Here is a 19,693-nt window from a genome sequence, read left to right on the forward strand (position 1 = left end):
CCGGCCGGGGTCAGAAGGCCGGCTGGTCGTCCAGGTCGAAGATCCGCAGGTCGGTGTGGCGGACGGTGTACCAGACGTCCTGGCTGCCCCCGTCGCCCCAGAACTCGGTCAGCGCCGTGCCCCGGGCCTGCGGCCGGACTACGCCCCGGGCCGCCGCCCCTTGCCCGGCGCCCCGGCGAAGGCCTGGGCGATCGGGAGCCAGGCGGTGGCGACCGGCCCGGTGGCGGTGAGGGCGAGGTCGTCCCGGTGGCGGCGCTGGGTCACCAGCAGGCAGAAGTCCAGGGCCGGGCCGGTCACCACGTCCTCGGCCCCGGCCGGGCCGATGGACCAGGACCCGCCGTCGGGCGCGGTCAGTTCGAGCCGGACCGGGCGTCCGGGCGCGGGCAGCCCGTGCAGGCCGAAGGCGAAGCCGAGGGTGCGCAGCCCCAGGCGGGCGATGTGCCGCAGCCGGTCGCCGGGCTCGCGGGTGACGCCGAGCGCGTCCGCGACGTCCTGGCCGTGTGCCCAGGTCTCCATCAGCCGGGCGGTCACCATCGAGGCGGGCTTCATCGGCGGGCCGAACCAGGGCAGCCGGGCGTCGGCCGGGGCGGCGGAGAGCGCCGTCAGCACCGCCTCCCGCCCGGCCCGCCAGCGGGTGAGCAGGGCCGTGGGCCCGGTGGCCGCGCCCTCGCGGGCGCCCTCCTCGACCGGGTCGGCGCCGGCCGACAGCAGCTCGGTGAAGTGCCCGCCGAGCGAGGCGGCGAAGCCCTCGGGGTCGCGCGCGGCCAGGGCCGTCCAGTCGTCGGTCCAGGCCAGGTGGGCGATCTGGTGCGCCACCGTCCAGCCCTCGGCGGGCGTCGAGCGGGCCCAATCCCCGGCCGGCAGGCCGGTGACCAGGTCGTCCAGCACCGTGCTCTCGGCCCGCAGGTCCGCCAGCAGCCCGCTCAGGACGTCACCCGGGGCCTTCGGATCGGTCATCGGCTTCCCCTCGGTCGTCGGCTGCCCTCCCGCGCCGGGTTTCCCGTCCGGACGGGGCAGTTGCTACCCGTCGGTAGTGTATCGCCGCACCCTACGCCCGGCGCGTCACCGGCGTCCGCCACTCCACGAAACACGCATGTCAGGACTCTCGCCACCGGCCCCGCCGCGTGTGACAATGCCGCGATGACCAGGGCTGCGGACCCCCACCTTGCGCACCCCGTCGACGACGCTGGGCAACCCGACGACCCCGAACTCGCCGTGCGCGCCGCCGAGCTGGTGCGGGACGCCGTGCTCGGCGACCTCGCCCGCCGGGTGGTGTCCGAGTGCGGCGCCGACGTCGGCCTGGTCGGGGTGCCCGAGCCGCTGCCGGGGAGCCGCCCGGGCAGCGAGGGCATGGTGCTGCGGCACTGGGCCGGCACCAGGGCCGACCTGCTGCACGACGTGCCCGTCCCGGCCGGGCTCGGCCTCGGCGGCCGGGCACTCGCCGAACGCGCGCCCACCTGGGTGCCCGACTACCGTGCGGCGACCACCATTTCGCACCACTACGACGCGGCTGTGGCCGCCGAGGACCTGTACGCGATGCTCACCGTCCCGCTGATCGACGGCGGCACCGTGCACGGAGTGGTGTACGCCTCGCTGCGCGCCGTCGTCCCGTTCGGGGACGTGCGGATATCCGCGGTCGGTACGCTGACGAGGGCGGCGGCCAGGGCGCTCGCCGGAGCCGCCGCCTGGAGCCGGGACCGGCCCGGGAAGGCCGCCCCCGTACCGCCGTTGACGCCGCGCGAGCACGAGGTGCTGCGCTGGGCGGCGACCGGCAGGACCAACCCCGAGATCGCCGCCCGGCTGGGCCTGACCTGCAACACGGTGACGGGCTACCTCAAGTCCGCGATGCACAAGCTCGGCGTCCGCAACCGGACCGAACTCGCCCTCGCGGCCAAGGAGTCGGGACTGCTCAGTTGACCTGGCGGTCCCGCCCGGCCCAGTACGGCTCGCGCAGCCGGAACTTCTGGAGCTTCCCGGTGGCGGTGCGCGGCAGGGCGTCCCGGAACTCCACCGTGGTGGGCGACTTGTAGCCGGCCAGCCGCTGCTTGCAGTGCGCGATCAACTCGGCCTCGGTGACCGCCTCGTGGCCCTCCCTGAGTACCACCAGGGCCTTCACCGTCTCGCCCCACTTCTCGTGCGGCACCCCGATCACCGCCGTCTCGGCGACCGCCGGGTGGTCGTACAGGCAGTCCTCCACCTCGATCGAGGAGACGTTCTCCCCGCCGCTGATGATGACGTCCTTCTTGCGGTCGGAGATGGTCAGCTGGCCGTCCGTGAGGGTGCCGCCGTCGCCGGTGTGGAACCAGCCGTCCCGCAGCGCCTCGGCCGAGGCCCCAGGCTGCTGCCAGTAGCCGTCCAGCACGGTGTTGGAGCGCACCAGCACCTCGCCGGACGGGTCGATCCGCAGCCGGGTGCCGAGCGCCGGGGCGCCGGCCCGCACCAGCTTCTCGGCCCGTTCGGCGGCGGGCAGCACGTCCCACTCGGCCCGCGAGCGGTTGACCGTGACCACGGGGGAGGTCTCGGTCAGGCCGTAGAGCTGCATGAACTCCCAGCCCAGCTGCTCCTCGACCTGCTGGATCACCGAGGTCGGCGGCGGGGCGCCGGCCACGATCATCCGGACCCGGTCCCGGCCCGGCACCGGGCCGTCCCAGTCGGCGGCCGCGTCCAGCACCATCTGGACCACGGCGGGCGCGCCGGACAGGAAGGTCACCCCGTGCCGCTCGACCCGGCGCAGGATCTCCGCGCCGTCCACCTTGCGCAGCACGATGTGCCGGGCGCCGAGGCCGGTGAGCGCGAACGGCATGCCCCAGCCGTTGGCGTGGAACATCGGCAGGGTGTGCAGGTAGACGTCCCGGTCGCTCGCGCCGTAGTGCAGGGCCATCAGCGTCGCGTTCAGCCAGGCGTTGCGGTGGGTGAGCTGAACGCCCTTGGGGCGGGCGGTGGTTCCGCTGGTGTAGTTGACGGTGGCGGTGTCGTTCTCGTCGACCGCGTACCGCCGCGGGGTGCCGTCGAAGTCGTACAGCACGGCGTCGCTGTCCGCGCCGAGCACGAACCTGTGCTCGGCCACCACGCCGTTCAGGGCGTCGGCGACCTCGGGGTCGACCAGCAGGACGGAGGCCCCGCTCTGCTCGACGATGTACGACACCTCCTCGGCCCTCAGCCGGAAGTTCACCGGCACCAGCACCCGGCCGTACCCGCTCACCCCGAAGAAGGAGGTCAGCAGCCGGGCCGAGTTGTGCGAGACGACCGCGACCCGCTCGCCGGGCCCGACGCCCAGCCGGTCCAGCCCGGCGGCCTGGGCCCGGGCCAGTTCGGCGACCCGGCGGTAGCTCAGTTCGCCCCAGGATTCGGCCGGCTGCACCGGCTCGTCGACGATGCCGACCCGGTCGCCGTAGACCAGCTCGGCCCGGTCGAGGAAGTCCATCACGGAGAGTGGAATCTGCATGGGGCCCACTGTCCTCTCCGGTCCTGCCCCTGCACACCCCCGATCGGGGGTGTCACCCGTCCGTGCCCAGCCCGTCCGTGCCCGCCCCGTCCGCGCGTCCGACGTCCGCGCGTCCGACGTCCGCGTGCCCGGCGTCCGCGCTCGCCCCGGCCGCCGCCAGCGCCGCCACCAGCCGGTCCCTGGCCTCGTTCTGGGCGGCGATCCGGCGCTCCAGCACCGCCAGCCGCCGCCGGGCGATCCCCAGCACCCGCTCCGACGGCCGGCCCGCCAGCACGTCCCCGTCCAGGCAGCCGAGCAGCGGCTCGATGTCCTCCAGGGTGAGCCCGGCGGCCACCAGCGCGCGGATGTTGCGCACCCGGACGACCGCCGGCTCGCCGTACTCGCGGTAGCCGTTCGGCGCGCGCCCGGAGTCGATCAGCCCGGCCTGCTCGTAGTGCCGCAGGGCCCGCGCGGTACTGCCCGTCCGGGCCGCCAGCTCACCGATCCGCACCGCCACCCGTCCCTCCCGGTCAGCCCACCAGCGCGCCGCCGTCGACCGGGAACACTACGCCGGTCACGAACGAGGCCTGCGGCGAGGCGAGTCGGGTGATCGCCCAGGCCACCTCCGCCGGGCGGCCGATCCGGCCCAGCGGGGTGTGCTCGATCTGCCACTTCCGGATCGCCGCCCGCTGCTCGGGGCCGTACCCGGAGTGGTCGCCGATCGGGGTGTCGATCGCTCCCGGTGCCACCGCCACCACCCGGATCCCGCGCGGCGCCAGCTCCACCGCCCAGCCGCGGGTGACGGTCTCCAGCGCCGCCTTGCTCGCCGCGTACACCGAGTTGCCCGGCCAGCCGCGCTGCCCGACGGCGGTGCTGACGTTGACCACCACGCCCCGGCTCTCGCCCAGCGCGGGCAGCGCGGCCTGGCCGAGCAGCACCGGGGCGACCAGGTTGGTGGCCAGCAGCGTCTCGACACCCGTCCGGTCGAAGTCGCCGAGCCGCTGCCGGTTCTGCACGATCCCGGCGTTGTTGACCAGTACGTCCAGCCGCCCGAACCGCTCCAGCGCGGCCCGGACGATCTCCTCCGGCGCACCGGGCCCGGTCACGTCCGCGGCCAGCGGCTCGATCAGCGCCGGGTACGCCGCCGCCGTCCCGGCCAGCGGCTCGGGCCGCCGCCCCACCGCCAGCACCCGTGCCCCCTCGGCCGCGAAGGCCCGCGCCGTCTCCCGCCCGATCCCCGTTCCGGCCCCGGTGACCACCACGACCCGGTTCCGCGTCCCGCTCTCGTCGCTCATGCGCCCACTCTCCGACCCTGCCGCCAGCGGCAGGGTCAAGCGGGCGCGGGCGGGCGGGGCCCGTGGCCCCGGCGACCGGGCCGACCGGCTGTCAGTAGGGTCGCACCGCACGGTGACCACCCAGGGGGGAACACACCCATGAACGACCGACAGCCCGACAGCACCGAATCGGGAGGGCCGCGCGTGACCGCCGAGCCCCTGTCGGCCGACGGCCTGCTGCTGCGCCCCTTCGAGGACGCCGACGCGCCCGCCCTGATCGAGGCCTACCGGGACGAGACCCTGCGCCGCTTCACCCGCACCCCGGTGGACGACGCCGGGCAGGCGGCGTACTGGCTGAGCCTCCAGTACGACGGCTGGGCGGCCGGCACCCGGTACGCCTTCGCCGTCCTGGACGCCGGCGAACTGGTCGGCAACGTCGTGCTGAAGCGCGGCACCCCGGGCGGGGAGAGGGCGGAGGTGGGGTACTGGACGGCGGGCCCGGCCCGCGGCCGGGGCGTGGCCCCGCGCGCGGTGGAGGCCCTCACCGCCTGGGCCTTCGCCACCTTCGCCGAAGGCGGCCTGCGCCGGATCGACCTGCTGCACGAGGCTGACAACCACGCCTCCTGCCGGGTCGCGGAGAAGAGCGGCTTCGCGTTGGAGGAGATCGTCCCGGCCTTCCCGCCGTACCCGCTGGACGGCCACCGGCACTCCAGAAAATGGCTGGACGGAGGCGAACGACGCGCTTCACAGTAGGCGCATGGCTTCCCTGGTACGACACGTGACGATCGACTGCGCGGACCCGCACACCCTGGCCACCTTCTGGGCCGGGGCGCTGGAGGGCACCGTGGGCGAGGACGACAACCCCGGTGACGACGAGGCGCTGGTGGAATCCGCCGGCGCCTCGCTGCTGTTCATCCGGGTCCCCGAGGGCAAGTCGGCGAAGAACCGGGTGCACCTCGACCTCCAGCCGCAGGACCGCGGCCGGGACGAGGAGGTCAGCCGCGTGGTCGCCCTGGGCGCCACCGTCCTGGCGGACCGCCGCACCCCGGACGGCAAGGGCTGGGTCACCCTGGCGGACCCCGAGGGGAACGAGTTCTGCATCGAGCGCAGCCAGGCCGAGCGCACCGCGACCGGGAACGCCTGAGCGACAGGCCGGGCGGGCGGCCGGGCAGGGCACGCCGAGGCCGGGCCCCGGGCTCAGCCCAGCTGGACCGAGCGCTTGGCCAGGCCCATCCAGAACCCGTCGATGACGCTGCGCTGGCTGTCCAGGTCGGCCTCGCCGGCACCGAGGGTGACGAACAGCGGGGCGAAGTGCTCGGTGCGCGGGTGGGCCAGGCGTCCGGCCGGGGCCTTGTGCTCGAAGTCGAGCAGTGCGTCCAGGTCGTGGGCCTCCAGGGCGCGCCGGCCCCAGTCGTCGAACTCGGCCATCACCGAGGTGATCCGGCCGTCGTTGCTGAGCGCCCGCAGGTTGTGGGTGAAGAAGCCGCTGCCGACGATCAGCACGCCCTCGTCGCGCAGCGGGGCGAGCTTGCGGCCGATCTCCATCAGCCGCCGCGGGTCGAGGGTGGGCAGCGAGATCTGGAGCACCGGGACGTCGGCGTCCGGGTACATCTCCACCAGCGGGACGTACGCGCCGTGGTCGAGGCCGCGGTCGGGGATGTCCTGGACGGGCGTGCCGGGGGCGCGCAGCAGCTTGCGCACGCGCTCGGCGAGTTCCGGCGCGCCGGGGGCGGCGTACCGGACCCCGTAGTAGTGCTCGGGGAAGCCCCAGAAGTCGTACACCAGTGGGAGGGTGGTGACGGCGCCGAGGGCGAGCGGGGCCTCCTCCCAGTGGGCGGAGACCATCAGGACGGCCTTGGGCCGGGGCAGGTCGGCGGACCAGGCGGCCAGCTCGCCCGGCCAGATCGGGTCGTCGGCCAGCGGCGGAGCGCCGTGCGACAGGTACAGGGCGGGCATGCGCTCAGGGGCCGCGGTGCTCATGGCGTCCTCCTCGGGACCGGGTCGGGTGGTCGTTCACCAGAAGGGAGATAGTTCAAATTTGAACGTCTCCACTGCTACTGAAGGTACACCTTTGTTCGAATTTGAACAACAGGAGTAGGATTCACCCCATGTCCTCACTGAACGAACCCCGCTGGCTGGACCCGGACGAGGCGGCCGCCTGGCGGGGCTTCGTCACGGCGAGCAACCTGCTGAACCGGCGGCTGGAACGCCAGCTCAAGGAGGACTCGGGCCTCTCCCACCAGCAGTACGAGATCCTGGTGCACCTGTCCGCCGCCCCCGGCGACTCGCTGCGGATGACCGAACTCGCCGACAAGCTGGTCACCTCCAAGAGCGGCCTGACCTACCAGGTCACCCAGCTGGAGCGGACGGGCCTGGTCGCCCGCCGCTCCTGTCCCAGTGATGTGCGCGGCGTCATCGCCGAACTCACCGACCAGGGACGGGAGATGCTGCGCCTGGCCGCGCCCGGGCACGTCGCCCTGGTGCGCGAGCTGCTGATCGACGTGCTCAGTCGCGAGCAGCTCGCGATGCTCGCCGAGGGCCTCGGCGCGGTCAGCGCCCGGCTCCGGCTGGACGACGCCTAGGACGCGCCCCGACCCTCGCCGAGCGCCGCCGCCCGCTCCAGCAGCAGCTCCCGCTCCCGCTCGTTGCGGGTCATCCCCGCCGCCCGCTCGAACTCCGCCCTGGCCTCCGCCGCCCGCCCCAGCCGGGCCAGCAGATCGCCCCGCACGCTCGGCAGCAGGTGGTAGCCGCGCAGCGCCGGCTCCGCGGCCAGCTCGTCCACCAGCTCCAGCGCGGCGGCCGGGCCCCGGGCCATCGAGACGGCCACCGCCCGGTTCAGCGCCACCACCGGGGACGGCGACAGCGCGAGCAGCCGCTCGTACAGTGCGGCGATCGTCGCCCAGTCGGTGTCCTGGTAGCGCCGCGCCTTGGCGTGGCAGGCGGCGATCGCGGCCTGCACCGAGTACGGCCCGGTGCCGGCCCGTCGCAGGGCGTCGAAGCCGCGCCGGATCAGCAGCCCGTCCCAGCGGGCCCGGTTCTGCTCGGCCAGCAGCACCGGCCGCCCGTCGGGCCCGGTCCTGGCGGCCGTGCGCGAGGCCTGGAACTCCAGCAGCGCGGCCAGCCCGTGCGCCTCCGGTTCGGCCGGCACCAGCGCGGCCAGCACCCGGGCCAGCCGCAGCGCGTCCTCGCACAGCTGGGGGCGGAGCAGGTCGTCCCCGGCGGTCGCCGAGTACCCCTCGTTGAAGATCAGGTAGATGACCTCCAGCACCGAGGACAGCCGCTGCGCCCGGTCCTCCCCGGACGGCACCTCGAACGGCACCCCGGCCTTCGCCAGCGCCCGCTTCGCCCGGACGATCCGCTGCGCCACCGTCGGCTCCGGCACCAGGAAGGCGCGGGCGATCTCCGGGGTGGTCAGCCCGCCGAGCAGCCGGAGGGTGAGCGCGATCCGCGCCTCCGCCGACAGCACCGGGTGGCAGGCGGTGAAGATCAGCCGCAGCAGGTCGTCGTCGATGCCGTCCGGTTCGGCCGGTTCCGGCGCGGGGGCGTCCTCCAGCGACCGCCCCACCTCGGCGAGCTTGCGGGCGTAGACCTCCCGGTGGCGGACCAGGTCGATCGCCCGGTGCCTGGCGGTGGCCGTCAGCCAGGCGCCCGGACTGTCCGGGACGCCCTCCCGCGGCCACCGCTCCAGCGCGGCCACCAGCGCGTCCTGCGCCAGCTCCTCGGCGATGCCGACGTCCCGGACGATCCGGGCGACCCCGGCGATGATCCGCGCGGACTCGATCCGGAACACCGTCTCGACGGCCGCCGCCGCGGTCCCGTGGGTACCAGCCCTCTCCGTCACGGCCACCCATCAGAGCAGCCGGCGCGGCGGGAGGCAAACACTGCCACGGCTGTTACTTCGGCGGCTCCGGCGTCTCCTCGATCTGCCGGACCTCGGCCTCGACCGGCCAGTGCACGGGGTGGGCCCGGAGGAAGCGCCGGGTCCACTCCAGGGCCTCGGCGTGGTCCTTGCACTGGAGGATGGCGTAGCCGCCGACGACCTCCTTGGTCTCGGTGAACGGCCCGTCGGTGTAGCCGATCTTCCCGTCGGCCCAGGTCAGCCGGGTGCCCTGGGAGGTCGGGGTCAGGCCGGCGGTCTCCAGCATCACCCCGGCCTTGGTGATCTCCTCGAACAGGGCCCCCATCCGCTGCTCGAACCCCGGGTCGGGCTCCCACCCGTCGCGGGACTGCTCGTCGATGCGGATCAGCGTCATGAAGCGCGGCACGGTGACTCCTCGGTCGTGCGGGCGGGGCCTCTCCCCGCCTCTCACCCCTGCGTCGAACGGGCCGGCGCCGGATCGACACCCGGCGCGAAGATTTCTTCCGCCGATTCCCCGCGCGGGTTCCCCGCTCCGTCATTAGCCAGCAGATGCGAGCCGGAATTCACCCGATCCATCGCATCTGCGAATGCGAGCCCGGAGGCTCGGGTACTCCTCCTCCCGGGCCACGACGGCGTGGCCCGGGAGGAGGGAGCACCCATGACCCCGGCCGGACCCACCGTCCGACTCCACGGCCACCTCGACCGCCCCGCCCGGCTGACGGTGGCGGAGCTGCGCGGCCTCCCCGCGCACCGCGTCGAGGTCAGCTTCGACTGCCGGACCGCCGGCGAGCAGCGCCACGGCTACGAGGGCCCGGCACTGCTGGACGTGCTGCGCACGGCCGGGCCCCGGATCGACTTCTCGGGACGCAAGCAGCGGCTGCGCTTCCTGCTCTCGGTGGCCGGCGCCGACGGCCACCGGGCGGTGGTCTCCTGGGCCGAGATCGACCCGGACTTCGGCGGCCAGGAGATCCTGCTGGCCACCAGCATGGACGGTGCCCCGCTGGACGCCGCCGGACCGCAGCTCGTCGTCCCCGACGACCACTGCGGCGCCCGCTACGTCAGCGCCGTCACCGACGTCTGGCTCGGCCCGCTCGGCGACCCGGCGCACCCCACCCGCTGACCGCCGTCCGGCCCGCCGGGGCCCGGCCGGGCCGCCCGGTCCGGCCGCCCTTCCGGGGCCCGGTCGGGCCGTCCCGTCCCACGGTCCCGTCCGGCCGCGGGGACAGCCTGCGGCCCCGGCCCCGAGCCGCACCCCGGAAGGGCCGGACGGCGGTCCGAAAACACTCGCCCGAGCCGGGTTTCCGTGCCAACATGCCCCATATGGGGACGATTCTGCACGGCACCTTGGTCACGCTCCGCCCGGCCACCGGCGAGGACATCCCGGCGCTGGCGGCCATCCGCGGCACGCCCGAGGTGTTCGCCCGCTGGCGGGGCGGTGACGACCTGGCCGGCGAGGTCGCCAGCGACCTGGAGTCGCCCGGTACCGAGACCTTCGCGATCGACGTCGGCGGCGAGGTGGTCGGTGCCATCCAGTGGTACGCCAACAACGACGACGAGTACCGGCACGCCGGGATGGACCTCTACCTCGACCCGACGGTGCACGGCCTGGGCCTGGGCACCGACGCGGTGCGCACGATGGCCAGGCACCTGGTGCACGACCACCACTACCACCGGCTGGTGATCGACCCGGCCGCGGACAACCTCGCCGCGATCCACTGCTACACCAAGGTCGGCTTCCGCACCGTCGGCACCATGCGCCAGTACGAGCGGGGCTCGGACGGCACCTGGCACGACAACCTGCTGATGGACCTGCTCGCGGACGAACTGCTCGACGGCTGAGGGGCCGCGGCGTCCCCGGTGTCCTCGACGGCCCGGCGGCCCGGCGTCAGTCCCGCGCCGCGGCCGGCGGGCAGCCGCAGGAGCGCCGGACCACCAGCTGGGCCGGGAAGGTCCTGGCGCCCCGCTCGCGGCGCTCCCGCCCGCCGAGGACGAGATCCAGCGCGGCGCGGGCCATCTCGTCCTGCGCGGTGGTGACGGTGGTCAGCGCGGGCCCGGCGATCACCGCCTCGGCGATGTCGTCGAAGCCGGCCACCGCGAGGTCCTCGGGCACCCGGATGCCGAGGTCGTCGGCGGCCCGCAGCAGGCCGATCGCCTGGTCGTCCGTCGTGCAGAACACGGCGGACGGCCGGTCGGGCCCGGCCAGCAGCGCGAGCGCCTCGCCGTGCGCCCTGACCCGGTCGAACGGCGCCGGAACGAGCCGTCCCTCGGTGGGCAGCCCGGCCTCCTCCAGCGCGGCGACCCAGCCGGCCGTCCGCCCGGTGACCGGGTCGTGCGGGCTGAGCGCCCGGGTGCCGCCGAAGCAGTGCACCTCGGCGTGCCCGTGCCCGAGCAGGTGGCGGACCACCTCGCGGGCCCCGCCCTCGTCGTCGGCGACCACGGCGACGCCGTCCGGGCTCTCGGCCCGGTGGTGCAGCAGTACCACCGGGGTGCCGTCGGCCGCGTCGAAGCCGGTCAGCCCGGGGGTGGCCGGGTCCTGGGTGACCAGGATCAGGCCGTCCACCTGCATCCCGAGGAAGGCGCGGATGTAGTGCGCCTCGCGTTCGTCGGCGTAGTCGGAGTTGCCGATCAGCAGCAGCCGGCCGTGCTCGGCGGCGGCCTGTTCGACGGCGTGGGCGAGCCCGGCGAAGAACGGCTGGCGGGCGTCCGGCACGACCATGCCGAGCAGGTTGGTCCGCCGCCTGGCCATCGCCTGGGCGACCCGGTTCGGCCGGTAGCCCAGCTCCTCGACCGCCGCGAGCACCCGCGCCCGGGTCGCCGCCGCCACCGGCCGCGGCCCGTCGTTGATCACATAACTCACGACCGCCGTGGACGTCCCCGCCACCCGCGCCACATCGTCCCGTGTCACCCTCGCCATGAGCGTTGAGCCTACACAGCCCCTCCGACCAGCCGGTTTGCCGAGCCCGTGGCGGCCCCGACCGGTGCTCTGCGGTGGCCGGCGGCCCCGGAGCGCCCGGAGCCTGGTGGTGCTCAACCCCCTTCCGGCGCCCGCCGCCTGGCCGTACCTGCCGGCCTCGGTCGCGGTCCAGACGGCGTCCACGGTGCTGCTGCTGCGGGCCTACCAGCTGGGGGACTTCGGGCAGATGTACCCGATCGCCCGGGGCAGCGCACCGCTGCTGGTCGCACTGATATCGGCGGTGCTGCTCGGCCGGCACCCGGGCGCGGGCGAGGTGCTGGGCGTCCTGGTGATCTCCTGCGGCCTGATCGGCCTCGCCTTCGCCCGGGGGATACCCGGCCGGGCGCAGCTGCCCGCCCTCGGGGCCGCGGTCGGCACGGGCGTGATGATCGCGGTGTACACGGTGCTGGACGGCAGCGGCGTGCGGGAGTCCGGGACGGTCGGCGGCTACGTGGCCTGGCTGTTCCTGCTCCAGGGGCCGGTGCTGGTGCTGCTCGTCCGGGTCCGGCGGGGGCCGGGGCTGCTCGCCGGGGCGGGCCGGGCGGTGCCGCTGGGGATCGTCGGCGGGGTGCTCTCGCTGACGGCGTACGGGCTGGTGGTGTGGGCGCAGGCCAGGGGTGACCTGGCGACCATCGCGGCGCTGCGCGAGACCGGCATCGTGATCGCCGCGCTGATCGCCGCCGTGGTGTTCCGCGAGCGCCTCGGCCGGCTGCGGCTGACGGCCGCGCTCACCGTGCTGGGCGGGATCGCCGTGCTGGAACTCGCCCGGCCCTGAGACCGGGGCCGGGCGGTGCCAAACGGTGCCGAACGGCGGTGCCAAACGGTGCCGAACGGCGGGGCCTCAGGCGGCGTCGGGCACGACCACCGTCAGCGAGGTGTCCTGGAGCACGAAGCCCAGCGCCTCGTAGACCCGGCGGGCCGGATTGCCCTCGGACACCACCAGGGTCACGTCGGCGAGTCCGCGCGCGGCGGCGTCCCCGATCGCCCGGCGCAGCAGGTCGGCGCCGAGGCCGCGGTAGCCCCGCTCCGGGTGGCGGTAGACGTCGCCGACCCAGGGACGGCCGTCGCGGTCGGTGAGGACCAGCCCGGCGACCACGCGGTCCTCCGCGTCCACCGCGAGCAGGCTGGACGGCAGCACCGGGCCGATGACCTTGCCTTCGAGCAGCGGGACGAGGCGTTCGGCCATCACCTGCGCGTCCTCGCCGGGGTAGTGGTCGACGTGGCCGACAGGGAACGCGGCCCGCCAGGCCTCGTAGATCTCCTCGGGCGCGCGGTCGCAGGGCACCGCCCGCAGGCCCTCGCGCAGCGGCGTCCCCGCCCAGTCGGCGGGCGGGGGATCGGCGCGCAGGTCGCGGCGGAAGGTGTGGGCGTGCCGCAGCACCCGCGCGCCCTGCGCCACGAGTTCCTGCCCGAGCCCGGGCGGTCCTGAGACCACCCAGCCGGGCAGCTCGGCCCGGACGAACCCGGCGGCGTCCACCGACTCGTCCAGCACTTCCAGCAGGTCGGCCCAGGGCCGTCCGTCCCGCTCGTCCAGCAGGTAGCGCAGCACCGGCTCGCCGTCCGTACCGCGCCTGACCACCCGGTCCTCGGTCATGGCCCACCCCACAATCTCGCTGTCGTTCGTCGGCGGCCCATGGTCACCGAGGCCCCGCCCCGGGGCAACCGGTTTTCCGGGTTCCGGGGTGACGGGCGACGAGCGAGCGGCGGCGGGAGGCTCAGGCCACCACCGCGGCCCGGACGCAGAGCACGTCCGGCAAGTGGGAGAGCAGCAGCGACCAGCTCTCGCCCTCGTCCCTGCTGCCGTACACGTCACCGGTCCGGTTGCCGAAGTAGATCCCGGCCGGGTCGGCGTCGTCGGTGCGCAGGGCGTCGCGCAGCACGATCCCGTAGTGGTCCTCGCCGGGCAGGCCCTCGGCGAGCTGCTGCCAGCTGGTGCCGCCGTCGTTGGTGCGGAACACCCGGCAGCGGCGGCCGGGCGGGATGCGGTCGTCCGCGCCGCCGAGCGGGAAGAGGTAGGCGGTGTCGGCCCGGCGCGGGTGGGCGGCCACCGCGAAGCCGAACTCGGCGGGCAGTCCGTCCACGATCGAGCGCCAGCTGCCGCCCCAGTCGTCGCTGCGGTAGACGCCGCCGTGGTTCTGGAGGTAGAGCCGGTCCGGGTGGACCGGGTCCGGGGCGATCTTGTGCACGCACTGGCCGAACTCGGGGTACTGGCCCTCCTCCGGGAAGAACTCGGCGCGCAGACCGGTGTTGGAGGGCTGCCAGCTGTCGCCGCCGTCCTTGCTGCGGTAGACGCCACCGCTGGAGACGGCGACCAGCAGCCGCTGCGGGTCGCGCGGGTCGGTCAGGATCGTGTGCAGGCCCTGGCCGCCGTAGCCGGCGCCCCAGTGCGGCCGCTGGGGGTGGTTCCAGAGTGACTCGACCAGGTCGAAGCTCTCGCCGCCGTCGGTGGAGCGGAACAGCGCGGCGGGCTCGGTGCCCGCGTAGACGACGCCCGGTGCCTCCGCTCCGGCGGGTTGGAGCTGCCAGACCCTGGTGAGCGAGGTGCCGGTGGGCTCGGGGAAGCGGATGGCCGGCCGCACGGGCTCGGACCAGCTGGCACCGAGGTCGTCGGAGCGCCAGACCGAGGGCCCCCAGTGGCTGCTGTCGGCCCCGGCCAGCAGTCTGGTCCGCCCGTCGCGGCGGTCGATGGAGACGGAGTAGATCGCGTTCATCGGGAAGTGCGGCCCGCTGAACTCCCATGTCAGCCGGTCGCGGCTGCGGCCGAGAAAGAGGCCCTTCTCGGTTCCGACGGCCAACAGCACCTCGGTCATGCCACACCACCTGGTCACGAGCAAGCACGGCCCCCCGGGACGGTCCCCGACTGCCAGTGTCCCGCCGCCCAACGATGGTCACATCTCGCCGCGCCGGTCACCCGGGAGGCGGACGGGGGCGCGGTGGCCCTGGGAGCAGTGGGAGCCGCGGTGGCGCTGGGGGCCGTCGGCCCGGACCCACTACCCCCGGCAGTCCTCCAGCAGCCGCAGCCAGACCTCGCTGATCGTCGGGTACGCGGGCACCGCGTGCCAGAGCCGGTCGATCGGCACCTCACCGACCACCGCGACGGTCGCCGAGTGCAGCAGTTCGGCGACCCCGGGGCCGACCAGGCAGGCGCCGACGATCACCTCCCGGTCCAGGTCGAAGACCACCCTGGCCCGGCCGCGGTAGTCGTCGCCGTACAGCGAGGCCCCGGCGACCGAGCCGATCTCGTGGTCGACGGTCTTCACCCGCAGCCCGGCCGCCTCGGCGGCGGCCGAGGTCAGGCCGACGGCGGCGACCTCCGGCTGGGTGAAGACCACCTGGGGCGCGCCCGCGAGGTCTGCGGACGCGGCGTGCGCGCCGTAGCGCGAGGTGTCCAGCGGGCGCCCCTCGGCACGGGCGGCGATCGCCGCGCCGGTGATCCTGGCCTGGTACTTGCCCTGGTGGGTGAGCAGCGCCCGGCGGTTGACGTCGCCGACGGCGTAGAGCCACGCGCCGTCCACCCCGAGCACCGTGCAGCTGTCGTCCGCCTTCAGCCAGTCGCCCGGCTTCAGGCCGACCTGCTCCAGCCCGACGTCGGCGGTGCGCGGGGCCCGGCCGGTCGCGTACAGCACCTCGTCGACGGTCAGTGTCCCGCCACCGCCCCGCCCGTCCCGGGCGGCGAGGGTGAGGGTGACGGGCCCGGAGCCGTCCGCCCGCTCCAGTGCGGTGACCTCGGTACCGAAGCGGACGTCCACCCCGGCGGCCCGCAGGCCGTCCGCGACCAGCTCACCCGCGAACGGCTCCATCCGCGGCAGCAGTCCGTCGCCGCGCACCAGCAGCACCACCTCGGAGCCGAGCGCCCGCCAGGCGGCGGCCATCTCCACCCCGACCACCCCGCCGCCGACCACCGCCAGCCGCCCGGGGACGGTCTGCGAGCCGGTAGCCTCCCGGTTGGTCCACGGGTGGGCCTCGGCGAGCCCCGGCACGTGCGCGGGCAGCACCGGGCGGCTGCCGGTGCACACCGCGACGGCGTGCCGGGCGGTCAGCAGCCGCTCGCTGCCGTCCTCGGCCTCCACCGTCACCGTCCGCACCCCGGCCAGCCGGCCGTGGCCGCGGACCAGCTCGATCCCGGTGTCCCGCAGCCACCGCACCTGACCGTCGTCCTGCCAGTTCGAGGCGAAGGAGTCCCGCCGGGCCAGCACCGCGGCCGGGTCCAGCCGCCGGTCGCCGACCGCCTCCCTGGAGCCGGCCACCGCGCGGGCGTCGGCCAGCGCGGCCACCGGGCGCAGCAGCGCCTTGCTGGGCATGCAGGCCCAGTACGAGCACTCGCCCCCGACCAGCTCGGCCTCCACGATCACGGTGCGCAGCCCGGCGGCGACCGTCCGGTCGGCCACGTTCTCGCCGGTCGGGCCGGCTCCCAGAACGATGACGTCGTACTCCTCGGCGGTGCTGGTCATGCCCGGTCCTCCGTCGTCTCGGTGGCCACCCCGGCCGGTGTGGCGGGGGTGGCGGGCGTGCGCCCGCGGGTGTCGGGCAGCCGCGCGCGCCGGTTCCCGTGCGGGGCGCCGGCCGGGGCGACCCTCCGGGGGAGCGGGCCGCGGCCGCCGTCGGTTCCGTACCCGAGCCTGGCCCGGACCGCCTCCGACGGCCACTTCGCGCGGTCGTCGCGCGCCGGTGGGGCCGTCCCGGTGCGTCCGCCGGGCAGGGCGCGCGCCGGGGCGGCCGGCCCGGGGTCGCCGGCCGGCTCGAACTCCGGTCCGGCGACGGGCGGTTCGGTGCGGACCGGCTGCCCGCTCATGGCTGCTCGCACACGCTGCTCGCTCTCCGCTCGGGTACGCCGTGGGCCCCATCCTGCCGGTCCGGGCACGGCTGCGCGACGGACGGACACGCCACGGGCGCTGCCGGGCACACCGAAGGGCGCGGACGGGACAAGGCCGGGGCTCACGGACGGTCGGCTCGCGGACGGTCGGCCCACGGACGGTCGGCCCGCCCACGGACGGCCCGCGAACGGTCGGGGCTCAGAGCGCGGCGAGCTCCGTCAGCACCGCCGCCGTGTCCGCCGGGCGGGAGAACATCGGCCAGTGCCCGGTGGGCAGTTCGCGCAGCTCCCAGTTCGGCCCGGACATCCCGGCGAAGTACGGGTGCCCGGAGGCGATCAGCTCGCGCACCTGGGAGAGCGGGAAGGAACAGGAGACCAGCGCCTGCGGCAGCGCGGCCCCGGCGCCGGTCAGCCGCAGCCGGTCCCGGAACGCCCCGGCCGGGTGCGGGGTGGCCCGGGAGCGGACGCGTGCCAGGGTGGCCTCGTCCAGCCCCGCCACGCTCGCGCCGTGCTCGGCCAGGTACTCCCAGGGCGGCATCGGGAGACGGCCGTCGATCACCGAGGCCTCGGCCGTGCTCCGGTAGTCGGGCTGCCAGAGGTCCTGGACCGCGGAGCCGTCGATCAGCGGGCCGCTGTCCAGGTAGACCACCCGGCGGATCCGCTCCGGCATCCGGTCCGCGAGCCCGCCCACGGGGGCGCAGGCGCCGCTGTGCCCGACCACGACGGCGTCCGACAGGTCCTCCCTGACCAGCAGGCCGGCGAGGTCGGCGATGTGCTCCTCCAGCCCGAACTCGCCTGCCTCGCCCGATCGTTCGGCCATCCCGGGCAGGCTGACCGGGTACACCCGGTGCCCGGCCGCGCGCAGCGGCGCGGCCACCTCGTCCCAGGCCCAGGCGCCGAGCCAGAAACCGGGAACCAGTACGAACGTGCTCATGGCGGATCACTCCTTCGTCGGTGGGGATCGTCCGGAGAGGCCACGACGGGCCCGCGGGAGGGCTCTGCCGCGGTGGGGGCCTTCTCCACCACCGACTCTAGAATCGGATCCGGACAGAAGTCGCCCGGATTTCCTCCGCCTCGCCGCAAGGTGTCCGGAACGGGTGACGGAGACGACGCGGAGGCGACTCGGCAGCGGAAGGAGCACACGGTGGAGCACCCGGTCAGCCGCGTCCTCGCCCTGCTGGAACTGCTCCAGGACCGCCCCGGCCTGACCGGCGCCGAACTGGCCGCCCGGCTGGACGTGGACGAGCGCACCGTCCGTCGCTACGTGGCCCGGCTGGCCGACCTCGGCATCCCCGTCCAGGCCGACCGCGGCCGCTACGGCGGCTACCGCCTGCGGCCCGGCTACCGGCTGCCGCCGCTGATGCTCACCCCGGACGAGGCCGCCTCCGTCGTGCTCGGCCTGCTGGCCGGCCGCAGCTCCGGCCTGTCGGTGGGGGAGGGGGCCACCGAGACCGCCCTCGGCAAGATCCAGCGGGTGCTGCCACCGCCGCTGCGCGAACGGGTCGCCGCGGTCGAACAGACCCTCGGCCTCACCGCCACCCCCGCCACCGGCCCCGGCCCGGCCGCCTCCGCGCTGTTCACCCTGGCCGAGGCTGCCCGCCGGCGGCGCCGGGTGCGGCTCGGCTACCGGGACCGCGAGGACCGGCCCAGCGAGCGCGAGTTCGATCCGTACGGGCTGGTCTTCCACTCCGGGCGCTGGTACACCACCGGGCTCGACCACCGCAGCGGCGAGCCGCGGACCTTCCGGCTGGACCGGATCACCCGGGTCGAGCAGGGCGAGACGGGCTTCGAGCCGCCCGAGGACTTCGACCCGGTCCAGCGGGTGGTGGAGTCACTGGCCGGTGCGCCCTGGCGGCACCGGGTGGAGGTGGAGCTGGCGACCACCCTCGCCGAGGCCCGCCGCCGGCTGCCGCCGGCCGCCGGCACCCTCACCGAACTCGCCGGGGACCGGGTGCTGCTGCGGGCCCGGGCGCAGAACCTGGACGGTGTCGCGGTACTGCTGGCCGGCCTGGGGTGGCCGTTCACCGTCCGGGAGCCCGCCGCGCTGCGCGTCGAGGTGCGGGCGCTCGCGGCCCGGCTCGCCGCCTGGGGCGCCGAGCCGGGGTGACCGCCCCGGGCGGACGCCGGGGCCGGGTACGGCGAAGGGCCGGGGAGGCGGCGCGCGCTCCCCGGCCCTCGGACGTCCGGACCGGGATCAGGCCTGGCCGCCGGCCGCCTGCTCCTCGGCGACCTTGCGCTTCACCTCGGCCATGTCCAGACCGCGGGCCTGGCCGATCAGGTCCTCGAACACCGTCTCGGGCAGCGCTCCGGGCTGCGAGAAGACGAGCACGCCCTCGCGGATGATCGCCAGCGTCGGGATCGACTGGATCCCGAACGCGGAGGCCAGCTCCTGCTGCGCCTCGGTGTCGACCTTGGCGAAGACCAGGTCCGGGTGGCGCTCGGCCGCCTTCTCGTACACCGGGGCGAACTGGCGGCACGGCCCGCACCACCCGGCCCAGAAGTCGATGAGGACGAAGTCCTTGCCCTCCGGGCCAGGGACGATGTCGTCGAAGTTCTCCTTGGTCAGCTCGACCGTGCTGCTCATCTCGCGGTTCCTTCCCTTCCGGAGGTGGCGGTTCATGCCATGTGCCCGCCACAACGGTCCTGGTCGACGGCGTATTCCGGAGGCTTCGGGGCCCCGGGGTTGAGCAGTCGGCGGCCGGTGCCCGTACAGGAGGGTGTCCGGTCCGTCCCGACCCTTCCCCCGTGGGAGGCACCCCATGCGCAGCACACCCCGCACCCGCAGGACCGTGGCGCTGACCGCCTCCGGCATCGCCGCCGCGGCCCTGATCGCCGGCTGCGGCTCGTCCGGCGGCGGCTCGTCGCACACGGCGAGCCCGAGCACCCCGGCGAGCGTCACCATGCAGACCGCCCACGACCCCACGCTGGGCACCATCGTCACCGACAGCGCCGGATTCACGCTCTACCGCTTCGACCAGGACCGCAACAGCCCGCCGGAGTCCTCCTGCAACGGCAGCTGCGCCGTCGTCTGGCCGCCCGAGCACGCCGACGGCAACGTCGCGGTGAAGGGCATCGACAGCAAGCTGGTCGGCACCGTCACCCGCGCCGACGGCACCAAGCAGGTCACCCTGAACGGCTGGCCGGCCTACCGCTACGCGCCGGACGCCAAGCCCGGCGACACCAAGGGCCAGGGCGTCGGAGGCACCTGGTTCGCGCTGACCCCGAGCGGCGGCAAGGCGGGTGCCACGGGCGGCGGAACCCCGGGCCCCGCGAACCCCAGCCCGATGCCCGGTACCCCGATGCCCAGCACCCCGGGCTACTGAGTACGCCCTGGTGACCGGTGCCCGCCGCCCTCGCCCAGGAGGTCCGG

The 19,693-nt window shown here is 75.2% G+C and carries 23 protein-coding genes; 9 read left to right on the plus strand and 14 right to left on the minus strand.

The features are described 5' to 3' along the window. Positions 1-138: 138 nt before the first annotated feature. Entirely contained in the window at positions 139-957 is an 819-nt protein-coding gene (locus ACIQOW_RS04455; protein ID WP_401079645.1) for a TIGR03084 family metal-binding protein, read from the minus strand. 183 nt (positions 958-1,140) lie between these two features. Between ACIQOW_RS04455 and ACIQOW_RS04460 the strand changes: the two genes are divergently transcribed. After that, complete coding sequence (locus tag ACIQOW_RS04460) at positions 1,141-1,917, plus strand: LuxR C-terminal-related transcriptional regulator (protein ID WP_401079647.1); 777 nt, start codon at positions 1,141-1,143, stop codon at positions 1,915-1,917. Here ACIQOW_RS04460 and ACIQOW_RS04465 read toward each other — a convergent pair. The 3 genes from ACIQOW_RS04465 to ACIQOW_RS04475 are packed head-to-tail and all read right to left on the minus strand — an operon-like array spanning position 1,910 to position 4,719. Then, positions 1,910-3,445, minus strand: coding sequence for an AMP-binding protein (locus ACIQOW_RS04465; protein WP_401079649.1), 1,536 nt, complete (start codon positions 3,443-3,445; stop codon positions 1,910-1,912). The two genes, ACIQOW_RS04460 and ACIQOW_RS04465, sit on opposite strands and share 8 nt — an antisense overlap. Positions 3,446-3,497: 52 nt before the next feature. After that, the gene (locus ACIQOW_RS04470) at positions 3,498-3,935 is read right to left on the minus strand and encodes a MerR family transcriptional regulator (RefSeq protein ID WP_401079815.1); all 438 of its coding nucleotides are present in this window, start codon (positions 3,933-3,935) and stop codon (positions 3,498-3,500) included. 19 nt (positions 3,936-3,954) lie between these two features. Continuing rightward, positions 3,955-4,719 (minus strand): SDR family NAD(P)-dependent oxidoreductase, encoded by a 765-nt coding sequence (locus tag ACIQOW_RS04475; protein WP_401079651.1) that lies wholly within the window; start codon positions 4,717-4,719, stop codon positions 3,955-3,957. 183 nt (positions 4,720-4,902) lie between these two features. Here ACIQOW_RS04475 and ACIQOW_RS04480 point away from each other — a divergent pair, with 183 nt between their 5' ends. Both ACIQOW_RS04480 and ACIQOW_RS04485 read left to right on the plus strand, forming a co-directional pair. After that, positions 4,903-5,451 (plus strand): GNAT family N-acetyltransferase, encoded by a 549-nt coding sequence (locus ACIQOW_RS04480; RefSeq protein ID WP_401079653.1) that lies wholly within the window; start codon positions 4,903-4,905, stop codon positions 5,449-5,451. Positions 5,452-5,455: 4 nt separating this feature from the next. Continuing rightward, a complete protein-coding gene (locus tag ACIQOW_RS04485) occupies positions 5,456-5,842 on the plus strand; it encodes a VOC family protein (RefSeq protein WP_401079655.1) in 387 nt (128 codons plus the stop codon). 53 nt (positions 5,843-5,895) lie between these two features. On the opposite strand, the gene ACIQOW_RS04490 is transcribed toward ACIQOW_RS04485, so the two are convergent. Next, complete coding sequence (locus ACIQOW_RS04490; RefSeq protein ID WP_401079657.1) at positions 5,896-6,678, minus strand: dioxygenase; 783 nt, start codon at positions 6,676-6,678, stop codon at positions 5,896-5,898. A gap of 137 nt (positions 6,679-6,815) precedes the next feature. On the opposite strand from ACIQOW_RS04490, the gene ACIQOW_RS04495 reads away from it, so the two are divergent. Further along, the gene (locus ACIQOW_RS04495; RefSeq protein ID WP_401079817.1) at positions 6,816-7,280 is read left to right on the plus strand and encodes a MarR family winged helix-turn-helix transcriptional regulator; all 465 of its coding nucleotides are present in this window, start codon (positions 6,816-6,818) and stop codon (positions 7,278-7,280) included. Here the strand turns inward: ACIQOW_RS04495 and ACIQOW_RS04500 are convergent. Both ACIQOW_RS04500 and ACIQOW_RS04505 read right to left on the minus strand, forming a co-directional pair. Then, positions 7,277-8,539, minus strand: coding sequence for an RNA polymerase sigma factor (locus ACIQOW_RS04500; protein WP_401079659.1), 1,263 nt, complete (start codon positions 8,537-8,539; stop codon positions 7,277-7,279). The two genes, ACIQOW_RS04495 and ACIQOW_RS04500, sit on opposite strands and share 4 nt — an antisense overlap. Positions 8,540-8,591: 52 nt before the next feature. Beyond that, the gene (locus ACIQOW_RS04505; RefSeq protein ID WP_401079661.1) at positions 8,592-8,963 is read right to left on the minus strand and encodes a YciI family protein; all 372 of its coding nucleotides are present in this window, start codon (positions 8,961-8,963) and stop codon (positions 8,592-8,594) included. A gap of 252 nt (positions 8,964-9,215) precedes the next feature. On the opposite strand from ACIQOW_RS04505, the gene ACIQOW_RS04510 reads away from it, so the two are divergent. Further along, positions 9,216-9,677 carry a molybdopterin-dependent oxidoreductase gene (locus ACIQOW_RS04510; RefSeq protein ID WP_401079663.1) on the plus strand — a complete coding sequence of 154 codons (462 nt, stop codon included), beginning with the start codon at positions 9,216-9,218 and terminating at the stop codon, positions 9,675-9,677. A gap of 200 nt (positions 9,678-9,877) precedes the next feature. Then, the gene (locus tag ACIQOW_RS04515; protein WP_401079665.1) at positions 9,878-10,396 is read left to right on the plus strand and encodes a GNAT family N-acetyltransferase; all 519 of its coding nucleotides are present in this window, start codon (positions 9,878-9,880) and stop codon (positions 10,394-10,396) included. Positions 10,397-10,442: 46 nt separating this feature from the next. Here the strand turns inward: ACIQOW_RS04515 and ACIQOW_RS04520 are convergent, their stop codons facing one another. Next, positions 10,443-11,471: a LacI family DNA-binding transcriptional regulator gene (locus ACIQOW_RS04520; RefSeq protein ID WP_188297866.1), complete on the minus strand. Its 1,029-nt coding sequence runs from the start codon at positions 11,469-11,471 to the stop codon at positions 10,443-10,445. Positions 11,472-11,580: 109 nt separating this feature from the next. Between ACIQOW_RS04520 and ACIQOW_RS04525 the strand changes: the two genes are divergently transcribed. Beyond that, positions 11,581-12,285: an EamA family transporter gene (locus ACIQOW_RS04525; protein WP_401079667.1), complete on the plus strand. Its 705-nt coding sequence runs from the start codon at positions 11,581-11,583 to the stop codon at positions 12,283-12,285. Positions 12,286-12,351: 66 nt separating this feature from the next. Here ACIQOW_RS04525 and ACIQOW_RS04530 read toward each other — a convergent pair whose 3' ends face one another. From ACIQOW_RS04530 to ACIQOW_RS04550, 5 genes are all read right to left on the minus strand, one after another. Further along, a complete protein-coding gene (locus tag ACIQOW_RS04530; protein ID WP_401079669.1) occupies positions 12,352-13,104 on the minus strand; it encodes a GNAT family N-acetyltransferase in 753 nt (250 codons plus the stop codon). Between the two features lie 121 nt (positions 13,105-13,225). Continuing rightward, a complete protein-coding gene (locus ACIQOW_RS04535; RefSeq protein WP_401079671.1) occupies positions 13,226-14,320 on the minus strand; it encodes a WD40/YVTN/BNR-like repeat-containing protein in 1,095 nt (364 codons plus the stop codon). Between the two features lie 180 nt (positions 14,321-14,500). After that, entirely contained in the window at positions 14,501-15,961 is a 1,461-nt protein-coding gene (locus ACIQOW_RS04540) for a dihydrolipoyl dehydrogenase family protein (protein WP_401079673.1), read from the minus strand. Further along, positions 15,958-16,302 (minus strand): hypothetical protein, encoded by a 345-nt coding sequence (locus tag ACIQOW_RS04545; RefSeq protein ID WP_401079675.1) that lies wholly within the window; start codon positions 16,300-16,302, stop codon positions 15,958-15,960. Before ACIQOW_RS04545 ends, ACIQOW_RS04540 begins: the two co-directional genes overlap by 4 nt. A 220-nt stretch (positions 16,303-16,522) precedes the next feature. Next, the gene (locus ACIQOW_RS04550) at positions 16,523-17,257 is read right to left on the minus strand and encodes an alpha/beta fold hydrolase (RefSeq protein WP_401079677.1); all 735 of its coding nucleotides are present in this window, start codon (positions 17,255-17,257) and stop codon (positions 16,523-16,525) included. A 210-nt stretch (positions 17,258-17,467) separates the two neighbouring features. Between ACIQOW_RS04550 and ACIQOW_RS04555 the strand changes: the two genes are divergently transcribed. After that, entirely contained in the window at positions 17,468-18,430 is a 963-nt protein-coding gene (locus tag ACIQOW_RS04555) for a helix-turn-helix transcriptional regulator (RefSeq protein ID WP_401079679.1), read from the plus strand. Between the two features lie 87 nt (positions 18,431-18,517). Here the strand turns inward: ACIQOW_RS04555 and ACIQOW_RS04560 are convergent, their stop codons facing one another. Further along, positions 18,518-18,907, minus strand: a complete 390-nt coding sequence (locus ACIQOW_RS04560) for a thioredoxin family protein (RefSeq protein WP_401079681.1) — start codon at positions 18,905-18,907, stop codon at positions 18,518-18,520. Between the two features lie 175 nt (positions 18,908-19,082). On the opposite strand from ACIQOW_RS04560, the gene ACIQOW_RS04565 reads away from it, so the two are divergent. Next, entirely contained in the window at positions 19,083-19,646 is a 564-nt protein-coding gene (locus tag ACIQOW_RS04565) for a hypothetical protein (RefSeq protein ID WP_401079683.1), read from the plus strand. Positions 19,647-19,693: the final 47 nt, after the last annotated feature.

It is taken from the genome of Kitasatospora sp. NPDC091335 (assembly GCF_044757205.1).
GTDB lineage: Bacteria > Actinomycetota > Actinomycetes > Streptomycetales > Streptomycetaceae > Kitasatospora.